The organism is Pontibacter korlensis (genome assembly GCF_000973725.1).
GTDB classification, from domain to species: Bacteria; Bacteroidota; Bacteroidia; order Cytophagales; family Hymenobacteraceae; genus Pontibacter; species Pontibacter korlensis.
Genome location: NZ_CP009621.1, coordinates 1061895 through 1085720, shown reverse-complemented (window position 1 = coordinate 1085720; position 23826 = coordinate 1061895). Strand labels below are relative to the sequence as shown.

The 23826-nt window shown below is 47.1% G+C and carries 23 protein-coding genes; 17 read left to right on the top strand and 6 right to left on the bottom strand.

Going from position 1 to position 23826, the window contains the following annotated elements; genetic code table 11:
• Positions 1–514: 514 nt before the first annotated feature.
• From glmM to PKOR_RS04440, 3 genes are all read left to right on the top strand, one after another.
• Positions 515–1906 carry a phosphoglucosamine mutase gene (gene glmM, locus PKOR_RS04450; RefSeq protein ID WP_046309382.1) on the top strand — a complete coding sequence of 464 codons (1392 nt, stop codon included), beginning with the start codon at positions 515–517 and terminating at the stop codon, positions 1904–1906.
• Positions 1907–2052: 146 nt separating this feature from the next.
• Positions 2053–3195, top strand: a complete 1143-nt coding sequence (locus tag PKOR_RS04445) for a cysteine desulfurase family protein (protein WP_046309380.1) — start codon at positions 2053–2055, stop codon at positions 3193–3195.
• A gap of 85 nt (positions 3196–3280) precedes the next feature.
• Positions 3281–3862: an LOG family protein gene (locus PKOR_RS04440; RefSeq protein ID WP_046309378.1), complete on the top strand. Its 582-nt coding sequence runs from the start codon at positions 3281–3283 to the stop codon at positions 3860–3862.
• Between the two features lie 86 nt (positions 3863–3948).
• On the opposite strand, the gene hemH is transcribed toward PKOR_RS04440, so the two are convergent.
• Positions 3949–4977: a ferrochelatase gene (gene hemH, locus PKOR_RS04435; RefSeq protein ID WP_046309376.1), complete on the bottom strand. Its 1029-nt coding sequence runs from the start codon at positions 4975–4977 to the stop codon at positions 3949–3951.
• 414 nt (positions 4978–5391) lie between these two features.
• Between hemH and era the strand changes: the two genes are divergently transcribed.
• The 6 genes from era (at position 5392) to PKOR_RS25210 (ending at position 8892) form a co-directional block, all read left to right on the top strand.
• A complete protein-coding gene (era, locus tag PKOR_RS04430) occupies positions 5392–6282 on the top strand; it encodes a GTPase Era (RefSeq protein ID WP_046309374.1) in 891 nt (296 codons plus the stop codon).
• A 63-nt stretch (positions 6283–6345) separates the two neighbouring features.
• Entirely contained in the window at positions 6346–7659 is a 1314-nt protein-coding gene (gene der, locus PKOR_RS04425; RefSeq protein WP_046309373.1) for a ribosome biogenesis GTPase Der, read from the top strand.
• 74 nt (positions 7660–7733) lie between these two features.
• Positions 7734–7931, top strand: a complete 198-nt coding sequence (locus tag PKOR_RS04420) for a hypothetical protein (protein ID WP_046309372.1) — start codon at positions 7734–7736, stop codon at positions 7929–7931.
• A 169-nt stretch (positions 7932–8100) separates the two neighbouring features.
• Positions 8101–8280 (top strand): hypothetical protein, encoded by a 180-nt coding sequence (locus PKOR_RS04415; protein ID WP_046309371.1) that lies wholly within the window; start codon positions 8101–8103, stop codon positions 8278–8280.
• An 85-nt stretch (positions 8281–8365) separates the two neighbouring features.
• On the top strand, positions 8366–8572 hold the full coding sequence (locus PKOR_RS04410) for a hypothetical protein (RefSeq protein WP_046309368.1): 207 nt from the start codon (positions 8366–8368) through the stop codon (positions 8570–8572).
• A gap of 164 nt (positions 8573–8736) precedes the next feature.
• A complete protein-coding gene (locus PKOR_RS25210) occupies positions 8737–8892 on the top strand; it encodes a hypothetical protein (protein WP_200897425.1) in 156 nt (51 codons plus the stop codon).
• Positions 8893–8962: 70 nt separating this feature from the next.
• On the opposite strand, the gene PKOR_RS04405 is transcribed toward PKOR_RS25210, so the two are convergent.
• On the bottom strand, positions 8963–9532 hold the full coding sequence (locus PKOR_RS04405) for a hypothetical protein (protein ID WP_046309366.1): 570 nt from the start codon (positions 9530–9532) through the stop codon (positions 8963–8965).
• Positions 9533–9806: 274 nt separating this feature from the next.
• On the opposite strand from PKOR_RS04405, the gene PKOR_RS04400 reads away from it, so the two are divergent.
• Together PKOR_RS04400 and PKOR_RS04395 are read left to right on the top strand one after the other, a co-directional pair.
• The gene (locus tag PKOR_RS04400) at positions 9807–10547 is read left to right on the top strand and encodes a SpoIIAA family protein (RefSeq protein ID WP_046309363.1); all 741 of its coding nucleotides are present in this window, start codon (positions 9807–9809) and stop codon (positions 10545–10547) included.
• Between the two features lie 48 nt (positions 10548–10595).
• Complete coding sequence (locus tag PKOR_RS04395) at positions 10596–11642, top strand: hypothetical protein (protein ID WP_046309359.1); 1047 nt, start codon at positions 10596–10598, stop codon at positions 11640–11642.
• A gap of 56 nt (positions 11643–11698) precedes the next feature.
• Here PKOR_RS04395 and murQ read toward each other — a convergent pair whose 3' ends face one another.
• The 4 genes from murQ to PKOR_RS04375 form a co-directional block, all read right to left on the bottom strand.
• Positions 11699–12523, bottom strand: a complete 825-nt coding sequence (murQ, locus tag PKOR_RS04390) for an N-acetylmuramic acid 6-phosphate etherase (protein ID WP_071843110.1) — start codon at positions 12521–12523, stop codon at positions 11699–11701.
• Positions 12524–12621: 98 nt separating this feature from the next.
• Positions 12622–13491: a hypothetical protein gene (locus PKOR_RS04385; RefSeq protein WP_046309357.1), complete on the bottom strand. Its 870-nt coding sequence runs from the start codon at positions 13489–13491 to the stop codon at positions 12622–12624.
• A 72-nt stretch (positions 13492–13563) separates the two neighbouring features.
• A complete protein-coding gene (locus tag PKOR_RS04380) occupies positions 13564–13824 on the bottom strand; it encodes a cytochrome b5 domain-containing protein (RefSeq protein WP_046309355.1) in 261 nt (86 codons plus the stop codon).
• A 132-nt stretch (positions 13825–13956) separates the two neighbouring features.
• Positions 13957–15123 carry a formimidoylglutamase gene (locus PKOR_RS04375; RefSeq protein ID WP_046309353.1) on the bottom strand — a complete coding sequence of 389 codons (1167 nt, stop codon included), beginning with the start codon at positions 15121–15123 and terminating at the stop codon, positions 13957–13959.
• 229 nt (positions 15124–15352) lie between these two features.
• Here PKOR_RS04375 and PKOR_RS04370 point away from each other — a divergent pair, with 229 nt between their 5' ends.
• The 6 genes from PKOR_RS04370 (at position 15353) to PKOR_RS04345 (ending at position 23745) form a co-directional block, all read left to right on the top strand.
• A complete protein-coding gene (locus PKOR_RS04370; RefSeq protein ID WP_046309351.1) occupies positions 15353–17110 on the top strand; it encodes an AMP-dependent synthetase/ligase in 1758 nt (585 codons plus the stop codon).
• Positions 17111–17440: 330 nt separating this feature from the next.
• A complete protein-coding gene (locus PKOR_RS04365; protein ID WP_046309349.1) occupies positions 17441–17881 on the top strand; it encodes a MarR family winged helix-turn-helix transcriptional regulator in 441 nt (146 codons plus the stop codon).
• 17 nt (positions 17882–17898) lie between these two features.
• Positions 17899–20301, top strand: coding sequence for a 3-hydroxyacyl-CoA dehydrogenase/enoyl-CoA hydratase family protein (locus PKOR_RS04360; protein ID WP_046309347.1), 2403 nt, complete (start codon positions 17899–17901; stop codon positions 20299–20301).
• Between the two features lie 34 nt (positions 20302–20335).
• Positions 20336–21514 (top strand): thiolase family protein, encoded by a 1179-nt coding sequence (locus tag PKOR_RS04355; protein ID WP_046309345.1) that lies wholly within the window; start codon positions 20336–20338, stop codon positions 21512–21514.
• A gap of 31 nt (positions 21515–21545) precedes the next feature.
• Positions 21546–21914 carry a four helix bundle protein gene (locus tag PKOR_RS04350; RefSeq protein WP_046309344.1) on the top strand — a complete coding sequence of 123 codons (369 nt, stop codon included), beginning with the start codon at positions 21546–21548 and terminating at the stop codon, positions 21912–21914.
• 40 nt (positions 21915–21954) lie between these two features.
• Positions 21955–23745, top strand: coding sequence for an acyl-CoA dehydrogenase family protein (locus tag PKOR_RS04345; RefSeq protein ID WP_046309342.1), 1791 nt, complete (start codon positions 21955–21957; stop codon positions 23743–23745).
• Positions 23746–23826 lie beyond the last annotated feature (81 nt).

Below are 23826 nucleotides of genomic sequence, written 5' to 3'. Positions count from 1 at the left end.
TTAATATTGTCTTAACATATGGAGCGAGCAGACAAGGTAAGCAAGCTTTTATTTACGCGTAAGTAAGAGCTACAAGACCCAAGCAGTTGCAAATCTCTCATTACGCGTAACTATAAATTGGCTAGCTAAATAAGATTATGAAAAAGAAAAAGCAGATCAGGGAAATTGTATCTTCTGTTACACCTGTGCAGTCTTAGATAGCACTTGCCATAGGTGGTTTAGCTATTAAAAAGTTCTCACTTAAAACAGGAGAAGTGGATAGGCTCAGAATTGATGAACTGGAGGTAGTCAGGCTTAAAGTGAAGGAGCTGAAAAAAGAGAATAAAGCCTAGCTATTAATTAGCGCATTCTGCTATTGATGCTGCAGTAAACTCAGAGAGTGATTTTTTTGATGTTTAGGACATGGTGCAGGTATTCAGATGGATGTAGTTTTTTCTGTGTGCTTCATGCCATAAATTCTCCTTGAAGTATAAGTAAAATTACTACTTTTGTCTGAGTAATTAATATACGGACAGTGGCTTTAATAAAATCGATTTCAGGAATACGTGGTACGATAGGCGGACAGGTTGGTGAGGGACTTACCCCTGTGGATGTAGTTAAGTTTTCCGCTGCTTTCGGAACATGGGTGCTTCAAAACACCGATAAGAAAACAATTGTAGTTGGCCGCGATGCACGCCTCTCAGGCGACATGGTAAACAAACTGGTATGCGCCACACTGCAAGGTTTGGGTATAGATGTAATTGACGTAGGACTTTCTACTACGCCAACTGTAGAGATGGTAGTGCCAGAGAAAAAAGCTGGTGGTGGCATTATACTTACAGCAAGCCACAACCCTAAGCAGTGGAATGCCCTAAAGCTGCTGAATCATAAAGGAGAATTTATCTCTGATGAGGAAGGCAAGCTGGTGCTGGAGATTGCGGAGAAAGAAGCTTTCGACTTCGCACAGGTAACCCAGTTAGGCAAGTATAAGCAAAACGAAAGTGCTTTAAAGAAGCATATTAAAGCTATACTTAACCTGCCACTTGTAGATGTAGAAGCTATAAAGGCTAAGAACTTTAGTGTAGTAGTGGATGCTGTTAACTCAAGCGGTGGATTTGCTGTGCCGATGCTCTTAGAGGCGCTGGGCGTACATAAAATAGAGAAGCTTTTCTGTGAGCCGGATGGTAATTTTGCCCACAACCCAGAACCGCTTCCAGAGAACCTGCGCGAAATAGCCAGAGTTATAGAGAAGGGTAAATTCGACTTGGGTATTGTGGTGGACCCGGACGTAGACCGACTTGCGTTGATAAACGAAGACGGCAGCATGTTTGGTGAGGAGTATACTTTAGTAGCAGTAGCCGATTACGTACTTAAAAACCAAGTAGGCAATACGGTTTCAAACCTTTCATCTACCCGTGCATTGCGCGACGTAACCGAAAAAGCCGGTGGTAACTACTATGCTGCAGCCGTTGGAGAGGTGAACGTGGTAAACAAGATGAAGGAGCAGAATGCCATCATCGGTGGCGAAGGAAATGGTGGCATTATCTACCCAGAGCTGCACTATGGCCGCGACGCTTTAGTAGGTATTGCGTTGTTCCTGTCTCACCTGGCTAAGTCGGGTATGAGTATGACGCGCCTTCGTGCCAGCTACCCTAACTACTATATCTCTAAGAATAAAATAGAGCTTACCCCAGATGTAAACGTGGATGAGGTGCTACGCCAGATGCAGGAACGCTATGCGAAGCAGCCAATCAACACAATAGATGGTGTGAAGATCGAGTTTGATAAAGAGTGGGTGCACCTGCGCAAATCTAATACGGAGCCTATTATCCGTATTTATGCAGAGAGCGATAGTAATGCTACTGCCGAGCACCTGGCCAATAAAATTATTGCTGACATCAAAGAAATCATTTCTGTAAAAGCATAAAGTATGTGTTGTTGCTGTTGTAATACAAAACATGAGTAACAGACAGTGTTGCGCCACTGGTATGGGATTGTTCCTGCCATTGGCGCAACTTTTTTTTATGCTTAAATGGTTGAGTAAAGAATAGAAATAAGAAATAGCTTAAAACTATGCGTGTTTATTTAGATAATGCTGCCACTACACCTCTTGATAAGGAGGTTTTTGATGCCATGGCTCCTTTTATGCTGGAGCATTTCGGGAACCCATCTTCCATACACTCGCATGGGCGCGAGGTGAGGGCGGCAATTGAGCGCGCGCGCAAAACGGTAGCTGGCTTGCTAAACACGTCTCCAGCTGAGGTCTTCTTTACTTCTGGAGGTACAGAGGCTGATAATGCGGCTCTGGTATGTACTTGCCGCTCGTTGGGTATAAAGCATGCTATAACTACCAAACTGGAGCACCATGCAGTACTGCACACAATAGAGTTTTTAGAGAAGCAGGAAGGAGTACAGGTAAGCTACCTGCGCCACGACGAGCGCGGAAATTTAGACCTGGAGCACCTGGAGGAGTTATTGGCTAAGCAGCCGCAGACGCTTGTCTCCATTATGCACGCCAACAATGAAATCGGCAACCTCAACGATATTGAGACCATAGGAGAAATCTGCAAGAAGTATAATGCCGTGCTCCACTCAGACACGGTGCAGACGATGGGCCACTACAAGCACGATCTGCAAAAGCTAAAGACCAACTTTATTGTTGGCTCGGCACATAAATTCCATGGCCCTAAAGGAGTAGGCTTCTTGTACTGCGATGCCGAAACCAAAATCCAGCCCCTGATACAGGGTGGAGCACAGGAACGCAACATGCGTGGCGGAACCGAAAACGTGTACGGTATCATTGGCTTAGCGAAAGCTTTGGAGATTGCTTACCGCGACATGGAGGACCATACCCGCCATATTCAAGGCTTAAAAGACCGCATGATCCACAAGCTGCGCGAGCAGATGGACGATGTAAGCTTTAACGGTATGTCAGAGTTCGGAGATAAGAGTTTATATACTGTGCTAAACGTAAGTTTACCAGCCTCTGATATTAACGAGATGCTTCTCTTCAGCCTGGATATAAACAAGATTTCTGTGTCAGGAGGAAGTGCCTGCAGTAGTGGTGCCAATACGGGTTCTCATGTGCTGCGTGCACTGGAGGTGGATCAAAACCGTGGTTCGGTGCGTTTCTCCTTTAGCAAGTATAATACACCAGAAGAAATTGACTACGCTGCCGAAACGTTAGCCAAAATGTATAAAAAGCAATTGGTTTAAGGTAACGGGAGCAACTGCGAATTATAAGGCCCCAGCATACAGCCGGGGCCTTTCTTATTAATCAACTTTTAGGTAAAGTATAAGCATGAAAAGTATAGCCGTATTCTGTGGAGCTAACACCGGAACTAACCCGGAGTATCGTGATGCTGCCACAAACCTGGGCCAGCTAATGGCCACGAAAAAAATAAGATTGGTTTTTGGAGGAGGTAAGGTGGGGCTGATGGGTGCCATTGCCGATGCCGTACTTGCTGAAGGTGGAGAGGCTGTTGGTGTTATTCCGCAAAGCCTGGTGGACCGTGAGGTGGCACATACTGGTCTTACAGAACAGTATGTGGTAAAAACCATGCACGAGCGTAAGGCACTCATGGCTTCTAAATCGGATGCATTTATTGCTATGCCTGGTGGTTTTGGTACACTTGACGAAGTGAACGAAATCATTACCTGGAACCAATTAGGCATCATCAAAAAGCCGGTTGCCTTCTACAATGTAAATGGTTATTACAACAAATTTATAGACCTGATAACTCATGGTGTGGAAGAAGGATTCATCAAACCAGAGTACAGCGACAATCTGATTGTGGAGAGCGATGCAAAGGTGCTGCTTCAAAAGATTACCCAGTATGCGGATGCCATCTCAGAAGATTGGGTTGATTCAGAGAGAATCTAGTTTTTAAAGTTACTTCTGCCTAGGGGCAAAAGAAGAGCCGCCGGTAACATTACTGGCGGCTCTTCGCACTTTAAAGTATACTGCGTTTAGTTCTGCAGAACTATCTGCTTCACGGCTTCTACCCAAGTATCGTTAGAGTTGAGACTTTCCACCAGTTGCCATTTCTCGCCCCCGGCTTCCAAGAACATTTCTTTGAATTCTTCGCCAACTTCTATGGTCGTCTCCAGACAATCGGCCACGAAGGCAGGACTGAAGGCAAGTACTTTTTTGATGCCCTTCTCTGGGTACGTTTTCAGCACCTCATCGCTATACGGCTTCAGCCAGGGATCTTTGCCCAACCGCGACTGAAAAGCAACAGAGTATTGGTCTTCGCTTAGGTTAAGCGCTGCGGCCAGTTGACGCGAGGTCTCGAAACAGGAGGCGCGGTAGCAGTATTTGTTGCGCTTGTTATAGCTGTTGCAGCAGGTGCCTAGTTTGCAGTAGCCGTGGTCGCTGCCCTTCAGGATGTGGCGCTCCGGCAAACCGTGGTAACTGAACAGCACATGGTCGTAGTTTTCCTTAGCCAAATACTTTCGACCAAGTTCCGCAAACGACTCGATAAAGCCGGGATCGTTACAGAAGTCGGAGATAAAGTTGATGCTCGGCACAATCCACCAGTCCTTCACAATTTCCATGATCTTGTCGTGGGCGGAGCCCGTGCTGGCAGAAGCATATTGTGGGAACAGCGGGAATACGATAATCCGGTCCACGCTTTGCTCACGCAGCTCCTCCAGGGCGCTTTTTATACTTGGCTTCTGGTAGCGCATGCCAAAGGCCACATGGTAGCCGTCGCCAAGGCTTGCCTGCAATTTCTCTTTCAGGTCGATGCCGTGGTAGAGCAGGGGAGAGCCGCGCTCAGTCCAGAGCTGCTTGTAGACTACCGCTGACTTCGGTGCGCGGAAAGGCGCGATAATGCCATTGATCAGGAAAAACCGGCTAACCGGGTTTATATCAATTACGCGCTTGTCCAGCAAAAACTCGCGCAGGTACTTTCTAACATCAGGCGTTTCAGGAGTGTCTGGCGTGCCGAGGTTTACCAGCAGTACGCCAATTTTACCAGTGTTCTTTTTGCTCATGTACTGTCTAAATGCTTATCTGGTGCAAAGGTACAAAGTATAAAGCTTTCTTTTTGATGATAAATATCAATGTCTTATAGAGGGTTCAACAGTGAGTAAAGCAGGAAGTATCAGAAATGTTTTGCAGTTAGGAGGTTATTTGGAGTTAGAAGGTTAGTGGCTTAAAAAGTTTAGGCACGGCTCACCTCTTGCTCGCTTGCCGCTGGCGCAAGCGAGCAAGAGGTGAGCCGTGCTATGGAGCCTGTAACAAAAGCACAAGCGTACCCTCGCGTTACAAGGTAGCGCAACCTACATGCAGGAGGACCCAAACTTTCTAACCTTCTAACTTCCCAACTTTCTAACTCTCCCGAAATCTGCACATTTTCACCGGGATTCGTAAAAAAGGAGTAATTTTGCAACCTCAAATTTAGAAGTATGGCTGAAACACCGCACAAAGCCGGTTTTGTAAGTATAGTGGGCAAACCAAATGTGGGAAAGTCCACGCTGATGAATGCATTGGTAGGCGAAAAGCTTTCTATCATTACCTCAAAAGCGCAGACTACGAGGCACCGCATCATGGGCATCCTGAACGCAGATGATTTTCAGATTGTTTACTCCGACACGCCTGGCATCATTAAGCCGCAGTACGCGCTTCACGAGTCAATGATGGGCTTTGTGCGTACCTCACTGGAGGATGCCGATGTTATTCTGTTTGTGACAGATATCTATGAGAAACACGACGAGGATGATGTAATAAAGCGCCTTCAGCATGCTAAAGTGCCTATAGTTTTGCTCATCAATAAAATTGACCAAGCCACAGAAGAAGAGGTAAAGAATAAGGTGGCTTATTGGCAGGAGCACATGAACCCAACCGAAATCCTGCCGATCTCGGCATTGCACAAGGTAGGATTGGAACACCTGTTTGAGCGCTTGCTGCATTACCTGCCGCAACATCCTCCATTTTATCCTAAAGATGAACTGACTGATAAGCCTGAACGTTTCTTTGTGTCGGAGATTATCCGGGAGAAAATTTTCCTCAACTATAAAAAGGAAATCCCCTACAGCACAGAGGTGGTGATAGAGGAGTTTAAAGAGGAGGAGGATATTATCCGCATCCGTGCCGAGATTATAGTAGAGCGCCGCAGCCAGAAGGGTATTGTTATAGGCAATAAAGGCGAGGCGCTGAAGAAAGTAGGCACACAGGCTCGAATAGACATGGAAGACTTCTTCCAGAAAAAGATATTTCTTGATTTATACGTGCGCGTGAACGAGAACTGGCGAACCGACCAGAAACTGCTACGCCGATTCGGCTACAACGAGCAGTAAGCGCACCTTAAAGCTTCGGGGCACGGTGCTCCGGGGGTACTTTAACCATTTATTTTAACATCGATGTCATCAAACATCATTGCCATTGTAGGCCGCCCCAATGTGGGCAAATCAACACTTTTTAATCGCCTGATTGGTCAGCGTAAAGCCATCATGGACAACGTGAGCGGCGTTACCCGCGACCGCAGTTATGGCCACGGCGAGTGGACAGGCAAGTACTTCACTGTGATAGATACTGGCGGATACGTGCATGGATCCGACGATATTTTTGAAACAGAAATCAACCGCCAGGTAGAGCTGGCCATGCGCGAAGCTGACGTTATTCTGTTTATGGTAGACGTGGACGCTGGTCTTACTAGCTTGGATGAGGAGTTTGCTAACGTGCTACGCCGTTCTGATAAGCCAGTATATGTAGTAGCAAACAAAGCTGATACAAATGCCCGTGCACACCAGATGGGTGAATTTTATGCACTGGGTGTAGGCGAGGAAATTTACCCGATCTCATCACAGAGTGGCTCTGGTACCGGAGAACTGCTCGACGAGGTGGTGAAGCATTTCAAAGACGAAGGGGTGGAAGACCCTGATGCTGGTATTCCGAAAATTGCTGTGCTGGGCCGCCCTAACGTAGGCAAATCTTCTTTCGTGAACCTGCTGCTAGGCGAAGAGCGAAATATTGTAACAGATATTGCTGGTACTACCCGCGATGCCATACATGCTCGCTATAATGCCTTTGGTAAAGAGTTTATCATCGTAGATACTGCTGGTCTGCGCCGTAAGAGTAAGGTAAACGAGGATATCGAATTCTACTCCGTCTTACGATCTGTGCGTGCCTTGGAAGAGGCTGATGTTTGTATCGTTATTCTGGATGCTACACGCGGCATTGAGGCGCAGGATGTGAACATTATCGCCCTGGCTGAAAAGAACCGTAAAGGCATTGTAATCCTGGTAAATAAGTGGGACCTGGTTGAAAAGGACACCCATACTACTAAGAAGTTCGAAGAGGAGATCTACAGCAAAATTGCTCCGATCTCTTACGTACCGATCATCTTTACATCTGTGGTAACCAAGCAGCGTATTCACAAGGCGATTGAGGTGGCTATGGAAGTATACGATAACAAAACGCGTAAAATCCCGACCTCAAAGCTGAATGACTTGCTGCTGCCGGATATCGAACGTTACCCGCCACCAGCGATCAAAGGTAAGTTTATCAAGATCAAGTATATTACACAGCTGCCGACGTATAACCCTACGTTTGCGTTTTTCTGTAATCTGCCGCAGTACGTAAAGGAGTCATACACACGTTACCTGGAGAACAGGATGCGCGAGCACTTCGACTTTACAGGAGTACCGATCAGGCTGTTGTTCAAGAAAAAATAATTTTTCAGGGTGGATATTTGGAGGCTCATATATAGTAGTATATTTGCGCCTCACTCAAAAAAATATTCATCACCATGAAAAAGGTATTTGGTTTACTTTTCGTTGCTGGTCTGTTCGCTTTCGCATCTTGCAACAACGCTGAAGAGACAGCTACTGAGGTTGAGACTACAGAAGAAACTGTAGTTGAAGAGGCTCCAGTTGTAGAAGACACTACTTCTCTTGAGGCTGATACTGCTGCTACTGCAGTTGATACTGCTTCTGCTGCTCAGTAATTAGCACCGGAAGAACCACCTGGCGCATGGCCAGGATACTTCAAAAGGCACCCCAAAAGGGTGCCTTTTGGCATTTTATATATTTAGCCTAAACTATATGTGTGTGCAACCGTATTGTTTGTCAAGTTTCCGGTGCATTGGCTCTGGAAGCAGAAATTAACGACTAAACATGAAAAGAATACTGTACGTACTGACCCTGATAAGCCTCACAGGCTTTGCCTCTTGTAGTGCTCCTGCTGAGGAGAATTCAGATAATAATGTTGAAGAGCTAGAGGATAGGGCAGAGGAGAATACAGACAATATGGAAGACACAGCCGAGGAAGCGGATACAAGCGCTGTAATCGAGTAACCATAACACCTGTAAGCACTAAATCTATTGCTGCAGGTTATTTTAAATTTTAATTTTTGAGAAACAACCCTTAAAACCTAATATTATGAAAAAGCCAATTTTTATGTTGCTGGCATTAGGCCTGTTCACCTTTGCCTCATGCGAATCTAACACAGAAAACAGAACTGAGGAGGGCATGGAAGAAGTAGAGCAAGGTACTGAAGAAGTCGGAAACGACATTGAAGAAGGCGCAGAGGAAGTAGAAGCAGGTGTAGAGGAAGGCGCTGAAGAAGTAGAGAACGAAGTACAATAACAATAACATTTATCTGAAACAGCGAAGGGTTAGGCTACAGTCTAACCCTTCGCTGTCTTTAACTTATCTGCTTGTTTTTCGTTGAATGATAAGGTGTTACGATGCTGCGGAGGCCGCTAAAGCGTAGCCTGATTTTGGTGTTAACTCCCTTAATAGCAAAACAAATGAAAAGAATATTTTATGCAATGGCAATCGCGGGGGCATTTACCCTGGGTGCTTGCGCCTCTACCGAGAAAACAGTAGAGGATGGAGCTGAAGAAGTAGAAGACGCTGCTGAAGAAGTGGCTGATGAAGTAGAGGACGAGATAGACAAAAAGTAGAGGTTTTATCAGATACTAAAACGAAAAGAGCTAACATCATAATACATTGGTGCCAGCTCTTTTCGTTTGCTTATGGGCCAAGCCTTTTCTGGATCAGGCTATTTACAAGCCCAAACAGGCGCTTAGGTGTAAAAGTGCGCCAGTGTATGTCTTCCAGGTTACCGCCATAGTTAATGTAGTAGTCGAGGTTATAATTTTTCATTTCACTGAGTACAAACTCCTGAAAGCCCAGCGCAGCTACCCAACCTTCTTCTATATCTTCAAACCACTCCTCATAGTATGAATCGTCGGAGCCATGAAAGTTAAAGACATTCTCCCCGATCAGGATAAAATGCTTAATGCCTTCCTCCAGCATGGGGTCTATGATATTGCGTTTCAGCTGCATGATGTCGTTGTTCAGCGCATCATTCCACTCGCCGATAAACTCTATTACAGCGAAACCTAATTCATAATCTGCGTAAAGTATTTTCAGGAAAAGCGTTTCAGAGTCAATATCGTCCCACTGTGGGTGGATGTAGTATCCGTAAATTGTGTGGGTGTATTGCGAAAGGCTATTCTCAGCACCATATAGCGGCGACCGCGGATCTTCTGATGCAGAGTACTTTTCTATCCAGTTGTAATATGGTTCTATAGTATGCATAAACAGTATTCAAAAATAGTGGCGGTGCCGTAGCATGTCTACTGCTGTGGCTCCTCCAAAGTTAGTGCCTAGCGCATCTTTTTGCGGCCCCTAAAGCAAACTTCAAACAAAAATATAAGCTAAAAAGTGGCCGTACTTTAAAGTTTTGTACTATAAGTTCTAAATAAGGAAACAGTTTTGTAGCTCCTGCGGTATGGTAAGTATATAGTTGCCTGTATTTCAGACCAGTATTCAGTGGGGGCACGCAACATCAATTCTAACTTTCCACCAAAATATGGTTTCAATAATCAACTTTGAAGAGGACACCCTTGCTGGTTTCCATGTGCAACACTATATTGACGAAGCTGGCCTAAGAGCAATAGTGCATGAGATGGAGGAGAAAGCTAACGGGCATGACAAAGTGCAGTTATACTTTGAGTTCGTGAACTTTGGTGATTGGGATAGCATACAGTCTTTTTTCGATATGCTGAAAAACAAGTTCGATAGCTGGAACAAAATTTCCAAGTACGCTATCGCAACGGACAAAGACTGGGTAAAAAGACAATCAAAACTTGCGAACTTTCTTTCTTCGACGTTTGAAGTAAAGGCTTTCGGTATAGCTGAGAAAGAACAGGCATTGGAGTGGCTGAGACAGCCTGCGGAGCAGGTGCCAACACAGGGCGTTGCTGTGCTGGAGGCTATGCCCAGGCATGTAGTTGGAATAGCTACACTTGGCAACCTCTCGTCTGCCGATTTCAGTACTATAAATAACCTGCTGGAAGAGCAGGCTCAGCAGAACCATGACCTGCGCTTTTACCTGGAGGTGCTAAAGCCTGACGGAGATACACCCGATGCCATGTGGGAAGACCTGAAGCATGGCGTAAGGTACTACAGCAAGTTTAGTAAAGTAGCCATAGCAGGACACGAGGAGTGGCTGCAGCGATCTGCTGCCAGTGGCCATGTGCTTGCTACAGAAAGCAACGTTAGGTTCTTTAAATTAAACGAGCGCGATACAGCCATAGACTGGCTAAGGTAGCAGCTGAAAAGGCTGCCGCTTACCAGCCGCGCCATCAGCTCTAATTTTATGCTCAAGAAAACAAATTTATACTTACTGGGCCTGTTATGTATACTGCAGCAGGTAGTCCTGGCACAGGAGATACCAGATTATACAAAGGTTTACCACCCGGTGATAAACCATGCAGAACTGCGTGTGGTAAAAGGCAAGTATGAGGAAGCGCTACAGGCTTACGAACAGGCTTTTGCTTCTGTGCCTTCACCCTTTGCACGCGATTATTATAATGCGGCTATCTGCGCAGTGCTGCTACAGGATCGAAGAAAAACATTCAACTACCTAGAAAATCTGGTGGAGAAGGGGGTAAGCCTGGAGTACCTGGAGCAGCAGCCGGTACTCGACTCGCTGCAGGAGACAAGGAAATGGCGCAGGTTTGCCAAAAAGTACCCTAAGCGTCGACACAAGTTTGATCAAAAGTTAAATAAAGAGCTTCGGGCCGACTTAGACGAACTATACGCGCAGGACCAGTACTTCCGGCAAGCGAAAGGCGGTTGGCGCGTGCATGGCGATACTATCCGCAAGATTGAAGCAGCCAACACTCTAAAGCTGTTGAACTGGATTGAGGAGTATGGATACCCGGGCGAGGACCTGATAGGGGTGGCCGATACTTTAGAGCAGTTGCCCCGTTTCAGCATCGTGATCAGGAGGCAAACAAAAGCCCGCAAAGGGCACGATTTTACAGAAGTGCTGATGCAGGCAGTGCAGCAGGGGCGCATGGCACCTCAACCGGCTGCATACTTGTTAGACCAGCAGGCTGGGCAAAACAAGTACGGCTCCCGTGCTTATGTTAAGGTAAACTGTAGTACCTGCGAAGAAGAAGAACTCGGACAAATAGGCGACTATCTGGTGATGAAGATAAGTGAGGAGGACCAGCAAAAAATAAATGAGCGCCGGGAAAAGTTAGGATTGGAACCGCTGGATGACTACAGGAGAAAGATCTTGTTCAGCACCACTGATGACAGGTTTAAGCTTAATTTCACTTGGTCCATCATGCATTATGTGGTGCCAAGCAAAGAGGCGGCTAAAGTACTTTTGGAAGGACTTACCCTTAAAGAATAGTGGTGCAGGAAAGACAAGAGACGGAGTTGTTTGCTCCGGCTCTTGTCTTTATGATTCTATAAAACCTGATGGTCGTTTGAATTGCGATATGCATCTACGGCTGCTCGTACGCTGCCGTACTTTAGGAGTAGGGTTCCTGCCTGTTCTCTGTCTATCTTTAGCTCCTCCATTACCATGCGTGTGCCGCGGTCTACCAACTTGTGGTTAGAAAGCTGCATGTCTACCATTTTATTACCTTTTACACGGCCTAATTTTACCATGGTGGAGGTAGTAAGCATGTTGAGGACAAGCTTCTGAGCAGTTCCGGCTTTCATTCGGGTGCTGCCAGTCACAAACTCAGGGCCTGTTACTACCTCTACCGGAAACTCAGCTGCTGCGGCTACGGCGCTACCTGCATTACATACAATACAGCCGGTAGCAATGCCTCGCTCACGGCTAGCCTTCAGGCCTCCAATCACATAAGGTGTACGGCCAGAAGCAGCAATGCCTACTACAATATCTTTCTCATTGATGTTATGCTCCTGCAGGTCTTTCCATGCTTGCTCCTCATCGTCCTCTGCAAACTCAACTGCTTTGCGGATAGCCGTGTCGCCGCCAGCCATAATGCCGATTACCATACCATGAGGAACACCATAAGTAGGAGGACACTCTGAAGCATCCACAACGCCAAGGCGGCCGCTGGTGCCAGCACCAATGTAAAACAAGCGGCCACCCTGCTGCAGGCGCTCAACAGTAGCATTTACCAGTTTCTCCATTTGTGGGATGGCTTTTTCAACAGCCAGTGGTACGGTTTTATCTTCACGGTTGATGTTAACGAGCAGCTCATGCACGTTCATCTGCTCCAGGCTGTCGTAATTAGAGGATGATTCGGTAGTAGACACTGTTTGAGAGGTTTTTGAATAGATGAAACAAAGCGAAGCCGGGAAGACAAAAGGACTTTTGCTATTTCTCCAGCTTTGCTCTTTATTACTTAACTATACTATGCTTTGGGAACGCCGAAAGTCTGAAGCAGCTCCTGGTGATACAAGATAAGACCTTCAATAGGGCTCTTAATGATGGTTTCTACACAAAGGCCATACTTCTTAGCTACCTGCTTCAGAATATCGCTAAAGTGGAAGGCAACGGATCCTACAAAGTTCACAGGCAAGCTTTCATGGCCATCATACTTGAGTACGTGGCGCTCGAAAAACTCAGAGAAGTTCTCGTAAATCATGTCACGGATTATAGGGTGCTTTTGCTTATCGTGCATGAACTTGGCAAAGCTAGCTACATAGCGGCTTGGCATAGAAGAGCCATAAAGCGCTTCAAGAATGGTGTCCTTGTTCAGGTTGTATGTATTCTTCAGCGGGGTAGCAAGCTCTTCCGGTAATTCGCGGTACATGAAAGCCTTTATCAGTAACTTACCCATAAAAGCGCCGCTGCCCTCATCGCCCAACAAAAAGCCTAGGGATGGTACGTTGTCTATTATATCTGTGCCGTTATAGAGGCAGGTATTAGAGCCTGTGCCCAAGATACAAGCTATACCTGGTTCACGGCCACAAATTGCACGTGCTGCACCTAGAAGATCATGGTCGATATCTATTAGAGCATCTGGAAAAACCCTGCGTAGAGCATTTTCCACACGTTTGTTCCTGTCTGGGGTGCTACAACCAGCCCCATAGTAATAAATAGCTGTTGGAACATTCGCGCCCAGCTGTGGCAGCAGCACATCATGTACCTCTTGGTAAATCTCGTCAGCCTCCTGGTACATTGGGTTAAATCCGGCTGTCTGTGCCTGGCCCAGCACACTGTCACTTGTCAGCAAGCGCCAGTCTGTTTTAGTTGAGCCGCTATCAGCTATTAATATCATCTGTATAAGGTTGAGTAATATGTGCGTTAATTTATGTCGTAACCCCAATATACGCTTTTATTTTTAGGGCTGTTAGTTCTGTTGCGGGCGGTAAACAGAATTCTTGATAAAACCCACAGCCTCAAATTTATCAAAAACATTGGCATTATGCGGTGCATCAGTCAGCTCTTCTGTTAAATCCTGGCCTGCCCAATGCTCATAATGTTTGCCGTTGCGCCATAACCTCGACTTTTTAACATCATAGATCACTCCGAGGTATGCTACCCATACTTCATCGCGGTCCTGCCCATTTCGCAGCGCCAGCTGCTGTAGCGTATACTCTGGTAAAGCCATACTATTAAAAAATTTGGACCTCGAAGATGGGGAAATGTAGCAGTAAACGCAAGTCTTGAAAGTGCAGCAGGCTGTAAGAGGCACTAGCTTATACTCTGCCTTCTGCTTGACTTTCTAATTTTTCTGGCAACATCAACCAATACGAGCCTGTGTCAAAATCCAACGGTTTGGCACTTCGCCCTTGGTGGCCTGTAGATAATCTTCGTAGCTGCAGGGCACTATACGGCTGCCTTTATCAGTGCTCAGGGGTTCAACCTCCAGCCACCACTTCTCGCTGTTCTTGCTCTTGTAGAAGATCATACGGTCAGGGTTATCTTCGGCAAAGGCCACAGCATATTTCGTGAAATGTCTGCTGTTAAAATCTGTCTCGTTTTTGCGGTGGTAAAATCCTTCAATAAAGTACCAGATCATTGTAGCGATGGTCATAGCGGTTACCTCACGCTCGTCTTGCTCTAGGTTATACTCATATATACCTAGTGATGTAAGGTTGTCGTTCAGGCCAGCATACCAGCATATTTGGCAAGCTTCTTCACCGGTAAGGCCAAACGGATTGGCAGGCTCAGCGGCAGGTGCATCCTGGTATCGTATGGCGGATATATCGAATGTAAGCAGATCTGCTACGCGTACTACTGGCTCCATCTCCTGCACGCTACGGTGTACTTCGCCTACGCGATAAGCCTCGAAATGCATTTTCTCCAGTGTTGCCATTACCTCAGGCTCCACGAGGTAAGATTGGTAGCCGATCTGGCTCAGGCTGAAGAGATAGTTAGGCTCGTGCATGAGTATCTGGCGCAGCTGCTTTTTATTATGCGGCGCATCAGTGTCCTCGGTCATGTCCACGCTGCTGTCTACGGTCACCATGTTCACTACCCGATCCAGGTGCTCGTATCCCATATATTGGCCATACTCTAAATCATGAGAACCACCAATTATAACAGGGAGCGTATTGTGCGAAATTAACACCTCTACGATCTCCTTGAGGCGGAGATGCGTATCCTCTAGTGTAATACCAGGGCGTAAGTTGCCAAGGTCTACAATCTGGCAGCGTCCGGAGCCTTTGTTGAGGCTGTATAACTTTCTGCGCACCAGGCGAGCCGGGGTCTGGGCTGAGATAGCCTCAGGTACTTCGTCGTTACTTCGTCCGCGCGTTTCGTTCACACCAAGTATGGCTATGTCAGCTGAGCGCCAATCAGGGAACTTGCTCACGAAGCGACTGATGTATGAGCCCAGTGTTCGTGGTTTGTTTAGAGCTGCAAATACATCCTCGCTAAGGGGCTCAAAAAAGATCGATAGGTTCATTGGTGGCGGTATCTCTAGCTAAATTTGAAAATGTATAGGTAACATACACGTTGTTTTACATGTAAGTAAGTCCATACTTAGTGAAAAGTATAAATATAACACATGCGGAATATTAATTTAAAACTGCCATGGCAGAATTCGAAAAAAATATTTAAAATGCATCAAGAACAACCTTTTTCGCCTGTTCTGAACCAATCTAATCAAAACAAAGCTGTCAAATTCATACAACATGGACGTAACCCGTACTTTCGACCTCTTGCCCTACCAGTTGCACCATTACCCGCAGCCTGACTGTTTGGCAGCTAAAGTAAATGGTACTTGGCAAAAGTATAGCACCCAAGATGTGCAGGATTATGCAAACCAGGTGAGCCTGGGGCTGCTAAAGCTGGGTATCAGGAAAGAAGACAAGGTGGCAATCATCTCGTTTAACCGCCCGGAGTGGGTGTTGGTAGATTTTGGTATCCAACAGATAGGTGCAATTAGTGTGCCTATGTACCCAACCATTACGGAGGAGGACTACCGTTATATTTTCAGCGATGCCGAAGTAAAGGCCGTGTTTGTGTCAGATGCCTCTTTGTACAACAGAGTAGTGGCTGCAACACAAGGCATGCAAGAGATCAAGGAAATCTACACCTTTGATGAGGTAAAGGGAGCCGCCAACTGGAAAGAGGTACTGAAATTAGGCGAGGGTGGAGATGTAGAGTCGCTCGAGCCGCTAAAGGCTGCTGTTAAGCCAGACGATGTATTAACGATTATTTATACTTCTGGTACAACTGGCAATCCTAAGGGAGTTATGCTGACGCACAACAACCTGATAAGCAACGTGAAGGGAACACTGCCTTATGTACCAGTAGACCAACGCCACCGTGCGCTGAGCTTCTTGCCGTTATGCCACGTGTTTGAGCGCATGTTGCTCTACCTGTACTTCCGTATCGGAGTTTCTATATATTATGCCGAGAGTATAGAAAAAGTAGCTGACAACCTGAAAGAGGTAAAACCGCACCTGTTTACCACAGTGCCGCGCCTGCTGGAGAAAGTATATGATAAGATTGTGGCCACAGGTATGGAGCTGACAGGAGTAAAACGCAAGTTGTTCTTCTGGGCGCTGGAGCTAGGGCTGAACTACGACACGCAGAAAGACCAGGGTTGGTGGTACAACAAGCAGTTGGACCTGGCTAACAAAATCATCTTTAGCAAGTGGCGCGAAGCGCTGGGAGGCAACATACGCGTAATCGTTTCGGGAGGTGCAGCTTTGCAACCGCGCCTGGCACGTGTATTCTGGTCGGCTAACATTCGGGTGATGGAAGGCTATGGATTAACGGAGACGTCTCCGGTAATCGCAGTGAATCGCTATGAGCCGGAAAACAATATGATTGGTACAGTAGGACTTGCCATCGACGGCGTAGAGATAAAAATAGCCGAAGACGGAGAGATTCTGACGCGTGGCCCTCATGTAATGAAAGGCTACTATAAAAAGCCAGAGCTAACCAAAGAGGTAATTGATAAGGATGGCTGGTTCCATACTGGCGATATCGGCGAAATGATTGATGGCAAATACCTGAAGATCACAGACCGCAAGAAAGAGATGTTTAAAACTTCTGGCGGTAAGTATGTGGCACCTCAGCCAATTGAGAATAAGCTGAAAGAGTCGGTGGTGATAGAGCAGGTAATGATTGTGGGCGATGGCCGTAAGTATGCTTCTGCGCTGATCGTGCCGTCTTTCATGGGTCTACAGGACTGGGCTAACCACAAGGGTATTAAGTATACTACAGATGAGGAGATGATTAAGCATCCGGAGGTAATAGCCAAGTATAAGCGCGAGCTTGAAAAAGCGAACGAAGGCTTAGCACAATATGAAACAGTTAAGAAGTTTGCACTCATCCCTAAGCTGTGGACGGTGGAAAGCGGTGAACTGACACCAACCCTTAAGGTAAAGCGCAAGATCATTACGGCCAATTACAAAGACGTTATTGAAAGCCTGTACTAAGGTATAGATGTGGCTGTTTAGACTCTCTGAGCTTTCAGCTGTACTTCCATAATGGCTTTGTCATCCCTGATTAGGTCATGAACCTTCGGGTGATAAATCATAAGAAACAGATCAAAAGCCCTTCCCATGCCGGGGAGGGCTTTTTTGTTGCCCTGTCTATACTTTCTGCAACCATAATATATCCCCTTGGCCAGTTTGCAGTATAACTATACCTGTGCTGCTTATAACATTACCTTCAGTTGATGAAGCTGGTGGCTAGATGAATTTTTTGTTAAAAAGGTATGCAAGCATAACATTTTTAACTATATTTGGTATACACCATTACAGAGAATGAAGCCGGAAGAAACAGTAGATTATAACTTTAAAGTGTGTTGGCACGCCATCTCTCGTATGTATAATACAGAGGCAGCCAAGGCCGACATTACTACATCCATAGGGTTCGTGTTACTGAACATCAACCAGGAAACAGGAACACCCGCAACCAAGATTGCTCCGCTGCTCGGGCTGGAGGCAAGAAGCCTGACCCGTATCCTTAAAAGCATGGAGGAGAAAAACCTCATCTATAAAGTGTCTGACCCTAATGATAAGCGCCTGGTGCGCATCTTTTTGACAGAAAAGGGGCTGGAGAAAAAGGAAATATCACGTCAGACGGTAAAGCAGTTTAACCACATAATTCGCGAGGAAATACCACAAGAGGAGCTGGAAGTGTTCCTAAAGGTTTGTGGCCGCATACTTGGCATGATCGAGAATAAAGAAATCTTTAACCCATAGACAACTACAACTATTCTATGAAAAGAATAATAAAGAAGGTAGCCGTGCTTGGCTCCGGGGTGATGGGCTCCCGCATTGCCTGCCACTTCGCCAATATCGGGGTGCAGGTGCTGCTGCTGGACATCGTACCAAGAGATTTAACGCCTGAAGAAGAGAAGAAGGACCTCACGTTGGAGAGTAAAGCTGTGCGCAACCGCATTGTAGACAGCTCGCTCAAGGCGGCCATCAATTCTAACCCCTCGCCGCTGTACCGCAAGTCCGATGCACGCCTTATCCAAACGGGCAACTTTGAAGATAACATGAAGGATATCGCTACTGCCGACTGGACTATTGAGGTAGTAGTGGAGAACCTGAAGATAAAGAAACAAGTGTACGAGCAGGTAGAGCAGCATCGCAAGCCGGGTACACTAATCACCTCCAACACCTCGGGCATTCCTATCCACCTGATGCTGGATGGCCGCTCTGATGATTTCAAGAAACATTTCTGTGGCACGCACTTCTTTAACCCACCGCGTTACCTGAAGCTTTTGGAGATTATTCCTACGCCAGAGACAGACCCGGCTGTAGTGGATTTTCTGATGCACTACGGTGATCTGTACTTGGGCAAAACTACGGTGCTAGCCAAAGACACGCCTGCTTTCATCGCCAATCGCGTGGGTATCTACGGTATCATGCATACGCTGAAGGCCATGGAGAAAACAGGTCTCACCATAGATGAGGTAGATAAGATCACTGGCCCAGTTGTAGGTCGTCCGAAGTCAGCCACATTCCGAACGTTGGATGTTGTTGGTCTGGATACTACTGTAAACGTAGCCAATGGTCTTTACCAGGCAGGGGAGAAAGACGAGTCGAGGGACCTGTTCCAGATTCCGGGCTATGTGCAGAAGATGGTGGAGAACAAGTGGCTGGGCGACAAAACCGGACAGGGTTTCTATAAAAAGACAAAAGACGCCAAAGGCAAAACAGAGATTCTGACGCTGGACCTGAACACCATGGAGTACGGGCCAAAGCAGAAGGTGAAGTTCCAGAGCCTTGAGGTGCTGAAGCCGGTGGAAGATTTGCGCAAGCGTATCCAGCTTTTCTCCCGCCAAACTGATAAAGCGGCACAATTCTTCAACGAGACGCTGTTCGGCCTGTTCCAGTACGTTTCTAACCGCATACCGGAAATCTCAGACGAGTTGTACCGCATAGACGATGCGCTGCGTGCCGGATTTGGTTGGGAGCTAGGTCCGTTTGAGTATTGGGATGCCATTGGTGCCCGCGAAGGTGTGCAGCGCATGGTTGAAGCTGGCTATGAGCCTGCGCCGTGGGTAACACAGATGCTGGAGCACCAGAAGGAGTCTTTCTACATCGTAGAAAACGGCACCCGCCGCTACTACGACATCAACAGCAAAGAGTATAAAGCCATACCTGGCGCAGAGAACTTTATTATTCTGAACAACCTGCGTGGCAGCAAAACTATCTGGAAAAACAGTGGTGCCTCCATCATTGATCTGGGCGACGGCATCCTAAATGTGGAGTTCCAGACGAAGATGAATACTATGGGTGGTGACGTAATTCAGGCGCTGAACAAGGGTATAGATCTTGCCGAGAAAGAATTTAGAGGTATGGTGGTAGGCAACCAGGGCGCTAATTTCTCTGCCGGTGCTAACGTAGGCCTCATCTACATGTATGCCTTGGATCAGGATTACGATGAGCTGAATATGATCATCCGCCAGTTCCAGAATGCTATGATGCGCATGCGCTACTCGGCTATACCTGTAGTGGGCGCTCCGCATGGCCTTACCCTGGGCGGTGGCTGCGAACTGAACCTGCACTGCGACCAGATACAGGCAGCCGCCGAGACTTATATGGGCTTGGTAGAGTTTGGTGTTGGCCTGATACCAGGCGGTGGCGGTACCAAAGAGATGACGCTACGCGCTGCTGATATGTATGCAGATGGCGACATAGAGTACAACGACCTGAAGAACGTGTTCCTGAACATCGGTATGGCAAAGGTGTCTACCTCAGCAAAAGAGGCTGTGGACTTAGGCTACATGCGTCCGAGCGATGGCATCACTATTAACAGCAACCGCTTAATTGCTGATGCAAAGGCACAGGCTATACTTCTGGCGGAGTCAGGCTATACTAAGCCGGTGCAGCGCACTAACATCAAAGTACAGGGCCGTGGCGCTCTCGGTATGTTCCTGACAGGTGCCAATGCTATGTACACAGGCCGCTATATGTCAGCACATGACCTGAAGATTTCGCAGAAACTGGCCTATGTAATGTGCGGTGGCGATTTGTCTGCCCCAACCGAGGTAAGCGAGCAGTACCTGTTGGACCTGGAGCGTGAGGCGTTCCTGTCGCTGACAGGTGAGCGCAAAACACTGGAGCGTATCCAGAGCATCCTTACCACAGGCAAGCCGCTTAGAAACTAGGAACTATAGTACAAACTATAAAAGAGCATCAAAAATGAACAATGCATATATCGTAGCCGGATTTCGTAGCGCCGTGGGGAAAGCTTCGCGTGGTGCCTTCCGGTTCACCAGACCTGATGACCTGGCTGCTGATGTCATCAAGCACCTACTATCTACCGTGCCTGCCCTGGACCCAGAGCGTGTAGACGACCTGATTGTGGGTAACGCTGTGCCGGAGGCGGAGCAGGGCCTGCAGATTGGCCGTATGATCTCGCTGCTGGCTTTGCCTATGTCAGTAAGTGGCATGACGGTAAACCGTTACTGCGGATCCGGCCTGGAGACTATTGCCATGGCAGCTAACCGCATTTCGGCAGGAATGGCCGACTGTATTATTGCCGGAGGTACCGAGTCTATGTCGCTGGTGCCAACAGCAGGTTGGAAAACTGTTCCGAACTACAAGATAGCTAGCAAGAACCCAGATTGGTACCTGAGTATGGGCTTAACAGCCGAGGCCGTAGCTGCAGATTATAATGTTTCACGTGAAGACCAGGATGAGTTTGCTTTTAAGTCGCACCAGAAGGCGCTGAATGCAATTGAGAAGGGGTACTTCAAAGACCAGATCGTGCCGATTACGGTGGAGGAAACTTACCTGGATGAAAGTGGCAAGAAGAAAACCCGCAGCTATGTAGTGGACACCGACGAGGGGCCACGTGCTGACACCTCAATGGAGGCGTTGGCTCGCCTGAAGCCAGTATTTGCGGCCGGAGGTACAGTAACGGCTGGTAACTCATCTCAAACCTCCGACGGAGCTGCCTTTGTTATTGTGATGAGCGAACGTATGGTGAAAGAGCTGAACCTAGAGCCGATTGCACGCCTGATAAGCTACGGAACCGGTGGCGTAGATCCGCGCATCATGGGTATGGGGCCAATAGCTGCAGTTCCAAAAGCTCTAAAGCAAGCAGGCATGACGCTGAACGACATAGACCTGATTGAGATGAACGAAGCTTTCGCGGCTCAGTCTCTTGCCGTTATGCGTCATCTGGACTTTGATCCGGACAAACTAAACATCAACGGTGGAGCCATCGCGCTTGGCCACCCACTCGGCTGCTCTGGAGCCAAGCTCTCTGTACAGCTTTTCAGCGACCTGCGCCGCACTGGTGGCAAACACGGCTTGGTAACTGCCTGCGTCGGCGGTGGCCAAGGTGTAGCTGGAGTGTTTGAGTTTTTGAAATAACGACGTACGTAGCACGACGCACAATTTTTAGATGCATAACTTCAAAGAGCTAAGAGTGTGGAAAGATTCAATAGAGCTAGCTAAGCTCGTTTATAAAGCGACTGCTCTTTTCCCACAGGATGAACGATATGGGCTGACATCACAGATTAATCGTGCTGTTGTGTCAGTTCCATCCAATATAGCTGAGGGGGCAGGTCGTGGATCGGATAAAGAATTTGGTCAGTTCCTGAGGATTGCTCTAGGATCTGCTTTCGAGCTTGAAACACAATTAATATTGGCTGAATCTTTCGGCTTCGTTAAACAGCCTCAGTATTCAGACTTGATAACTAAGAATGAAGGCGTACAAAAGATGCTAAACGGCTTTATAAACATGCTTGACAGAAAGGGTCGTGTGTCTTGATACGTGATACTTGATACAACTATAAGAAATTTGAGTAGCCATGGAAAAAACAACACAAACTGCCACCATCCAAGGTGGTGAGTTCCTGATAAAGGAGACAAACCCGCAGGACGTATTTATACCTGCTGACTTTAATGAGGAGCAGCTGATGATGGCACAAACCTGTAAGGACTTTGTGCGCGAGGAAGTATACCCGTTGCTAGATCGCCTTGACAACCATGAGGAAGGCCTGATGGAAAGCCTGATGAAAAAGGCAGGTGAGCTGGGGTTGTTCGCTGTATCTATTCCGGAGCAGTATGGCGGGCTGAATATGGACTTCAACACTTCGCTGCTGGTAACAGAGTCAGTAGGTGGTGGACATTCCTTCCCGGTAGCCTTTGCGGCACACACGGGTATCGGTACGCTGCCAATCTTATACTTTGGTACCGAAGAGCAGAAGAACAAGTATATCCCGAAGCTGGTGAGTGGTGAGTGGATGTCAGCCTACTGCTTAACGGAGCCTGGTTCTGGTTCCGATGCTTTGGCGGCTAAGACGAAAGCTGTACTGAACGAGGCAGGTACGCACTACATCCTGAACGGCCAGAAAATGTGGATCACCAATGCAGGTTTTGCGGATGTGTTTGTGGTGTTCGCACAGGTAGATGGAGATAAGTTTACAGGCTTTATTGTGGAGCGCGTCTACAAAGGAGTGAGCCTTGGCAATGAAGAGCACAAAATGGGTATCAAAGGTTCTTCTACTCGCCAGGTGTTCTTCGAAGACTGTGAAGTGCCGAAGGAAAACGTGCTAGGCGAGATTGGTAAAGGCCACCTGATTGCTTTTAATATCCTGAACATTGGTCGGATTAAACTAGGTGCTGCTACACTGGGAGCTGCAAAAAAAGTAGCCGACCTGTCTGTGAAGTATGCTAACGAGCGTCACCAGTTCAAGCTTCCAATCTCAAAATTTGGTGCTATCCGTTATAAGCTGGCCGAGCAAGCTATTCGCATTTACGGCGTAGAATCAGCCTTATATCGTTGCGGTATGGATATCTATCGCAAAGAGCAGGAGCTAATGGCGAACGGAGCCAACGAAAACGAGGCTCTGATGGGTGCTGCCCGAGAGTTTGCCGTTGAGGCTGCTATGCTGAAAGTAGAAGGCTCAGAGGTGCTGGATTATGTAGTAGACGAAGGTGTGCAGATTTACGGTGGCTACGGCTTCTCTGCAGACTATCCGATGGACCGCGCTTACCGCGACTCCCGTATCAACCGCATCTTTGAAGGTACCAACGAGATCAACCGCATGCTGACAGTAGACATGATCCTGAAGAAAGCCTTGAAAGGTGAACTGGACCTGATGGGACCAGCCCAGGCAGTGCAGCAGGAGCTAATGTCTATCCCAGACTTTGGTGACGAGGAGGAAGGCCTGTTTACAGCGGAGCACAAGGCTATCAAGAATCTGAAGAAAGCTATTCTGATGGTGGCAGGTACGGCAGTGCAGAAGTATATGAACTCACTGGCTAAAGAGCAGGAGATACTGATGAGCATTGCCGATATGGCTATCAAAACCTATGTAGCAGAATCGACCTTGTTGCGTGTGGAAAAACTAGTAAGCCAGAAAGGTGAGGAGGCTGTAGCAAATCAAATAGATATTGTACGAGTTACAGTGAACGATGCCGTAGATACTGCCTTTAAGGCAGGTAAGGAGGCTATTGCCGCTATGGCCGAAGGTGATGAACAACGCTTGTTGTTTATGGGCCTGAAGCGCTTCACGAAGAAAGATTTGTATAACACTAAAGAAGCGCGTCGTCGTATAGCCGCTGCCCTAATTGAGGCAAACGAGTTTGTGTATTAATTCTGACCACTTATAGTTCAAAGGCTGTTACCAAAGGTAGCAGCCTTTTTTATTGTCTTTTTGAGAGCATCAGCTTTGTTT

Bases quoted from the DNA above. Each gene is read 5' to 3' on its own strand.
- PKOR_RS04410 (WP_046309368.1), top strand. From the start codon at position 8,366: ATGAAAAAGCCAATTTTTATGTTGCTGGCATTAGGCCTGTTCACCTTT.
- PKOR_RS04405 (WP_046309366.1), bottom strand. From the start codon at position 9,532: ATGCATACTATAGAACCATATTACAACTGGATAGAAAAGTACTCTGCA.
- PKOR_RS04385 (WP_046309357.1), bottom strand. From the start codon at position 13,491: ATGATATTAATAGCTGATAGCGGCTCAACTAAAACAGACTGGCGCTTG.
- PKOR_RS04345 (WP_046309342.1), top strand. From the start codon at position 21,955: ATGGAAAAAACAACACAAACTGCCACCATCCAAGGTGGTGAGTTCCTG.
- PKOR_RS04420 (WP_046309372.1), top strand. From the start codon at position 7,734: ATGAAAAAGGTATTTGGTTTACTTTTCGTTGCTGGTCTGTTCGCTTTC.
- PKOR_RS04365 (WP_046309349.1), top strand. From the start codon at position 17,441: ATGAAGCCGGAAGAAACAGTAGATTATAACTTTAAAGTGTGTTGGCAC.
- PKOR_RS04355 (WP_046309345.1), top strand. From the start codon at position 20,336: ATGAACAATGCATATATCGTAGCCGGATTTCGTAGCGCCGTGGGGAAA.
- PKOR_RS04415 (WP_046309371.1), top strand. From the start codon at position 8,101: ATGAAAAGAATACTGTACGTACTGACCCTGATAAGCCTCACAGGCTTT.
- PKOR_RS04380 (WP_046309355.1), bottom strand. From the start codon at position 13,824: ATGGCTTTACCAGAGTATACGCTACAGCAGCTGGCGCTGCGAAATGGG.
- PKOR_RS04395 (WP_046309359.1), top strand. From the start codon at position 10,596: ATGCTCAAGAAAACAAATTTATACTTACTGGGCCTGTTATGTATACTG.
- PKOR_RS04370 (WP_046309351.1), top strand. From the start codon at position 15,353: ATGGACGTAACCCGTACTTTCGACCTCTTGCCCTACCAGTTGCACCAT.
- PKOR_RS04445 (WP_046309380.1), top strand. From the start codon at position 2,053: ATGCGTGTTTATTTAGATAATGCTGCCACTACACCTCTTGATAAGGAG.
- PKOR_RS25210 (WP_200897425.1), top strand. From the start codon at position 8,737: ATGAAAAGAATATTTTATGCAATGGCAATCGCGGGGGCATTTACCCTG.
- PKOR_RS04440 (WP_046309378.1), top strand. From the start codon at position 3,281: ATGAAAAGTATAGCCGTATTCTGTGGAGCTAACACCGGAACTAACCCG.
- PKOR_RS04360 (WP_046309347.1), top strand. From the start codon at position 17,899: ATGAAAAGAATAATAAAGAAGGTAGCCGTGCTTGGCTCCGGGGTGATG.
- PKOR_RS04375 (WP_046309353.1), bottom strand. From the start codon at position 15,123: ATGAACCTATCGATCTTTTTTGAGCCCCTTAGCGAGGATGTATTTGCA.
- PKOR_RS04350 (WP_046309344.1), top strand. From the start codon at position 21,546: ATGCATAACTTCAAAGAGCTAAGAGTGTGGAAAGATTCAATAGAGCTA.
- hemH (WP_046309376.1), bottom strand. From the start codon at position 4,977: ATGAGCAAAAAGAACACTGGTAAAATTGGCGTACTGCTGGTAAACCTC.
- PKOR_RS04400 (WP_046309363.1), top strand. From the start codon at position 9,807: ATGGTTTCAATAATCAACTTTGAAGAGGACACCCTTGCTGGTTTCCAT.
- era (WP_046309374.1), top strand. From the start codon at position 5,392: ATGGCTGAAACACCGCACAAAGCCGGTTTTGTAAGTATAGTGGGCAAA.
- der (WP_046309373.1), top strand. From the start codon at position 6,346: ATGTCATCAAACATCATTGCCATTGTAGGCCGCCCCAATGTGGGCAAA.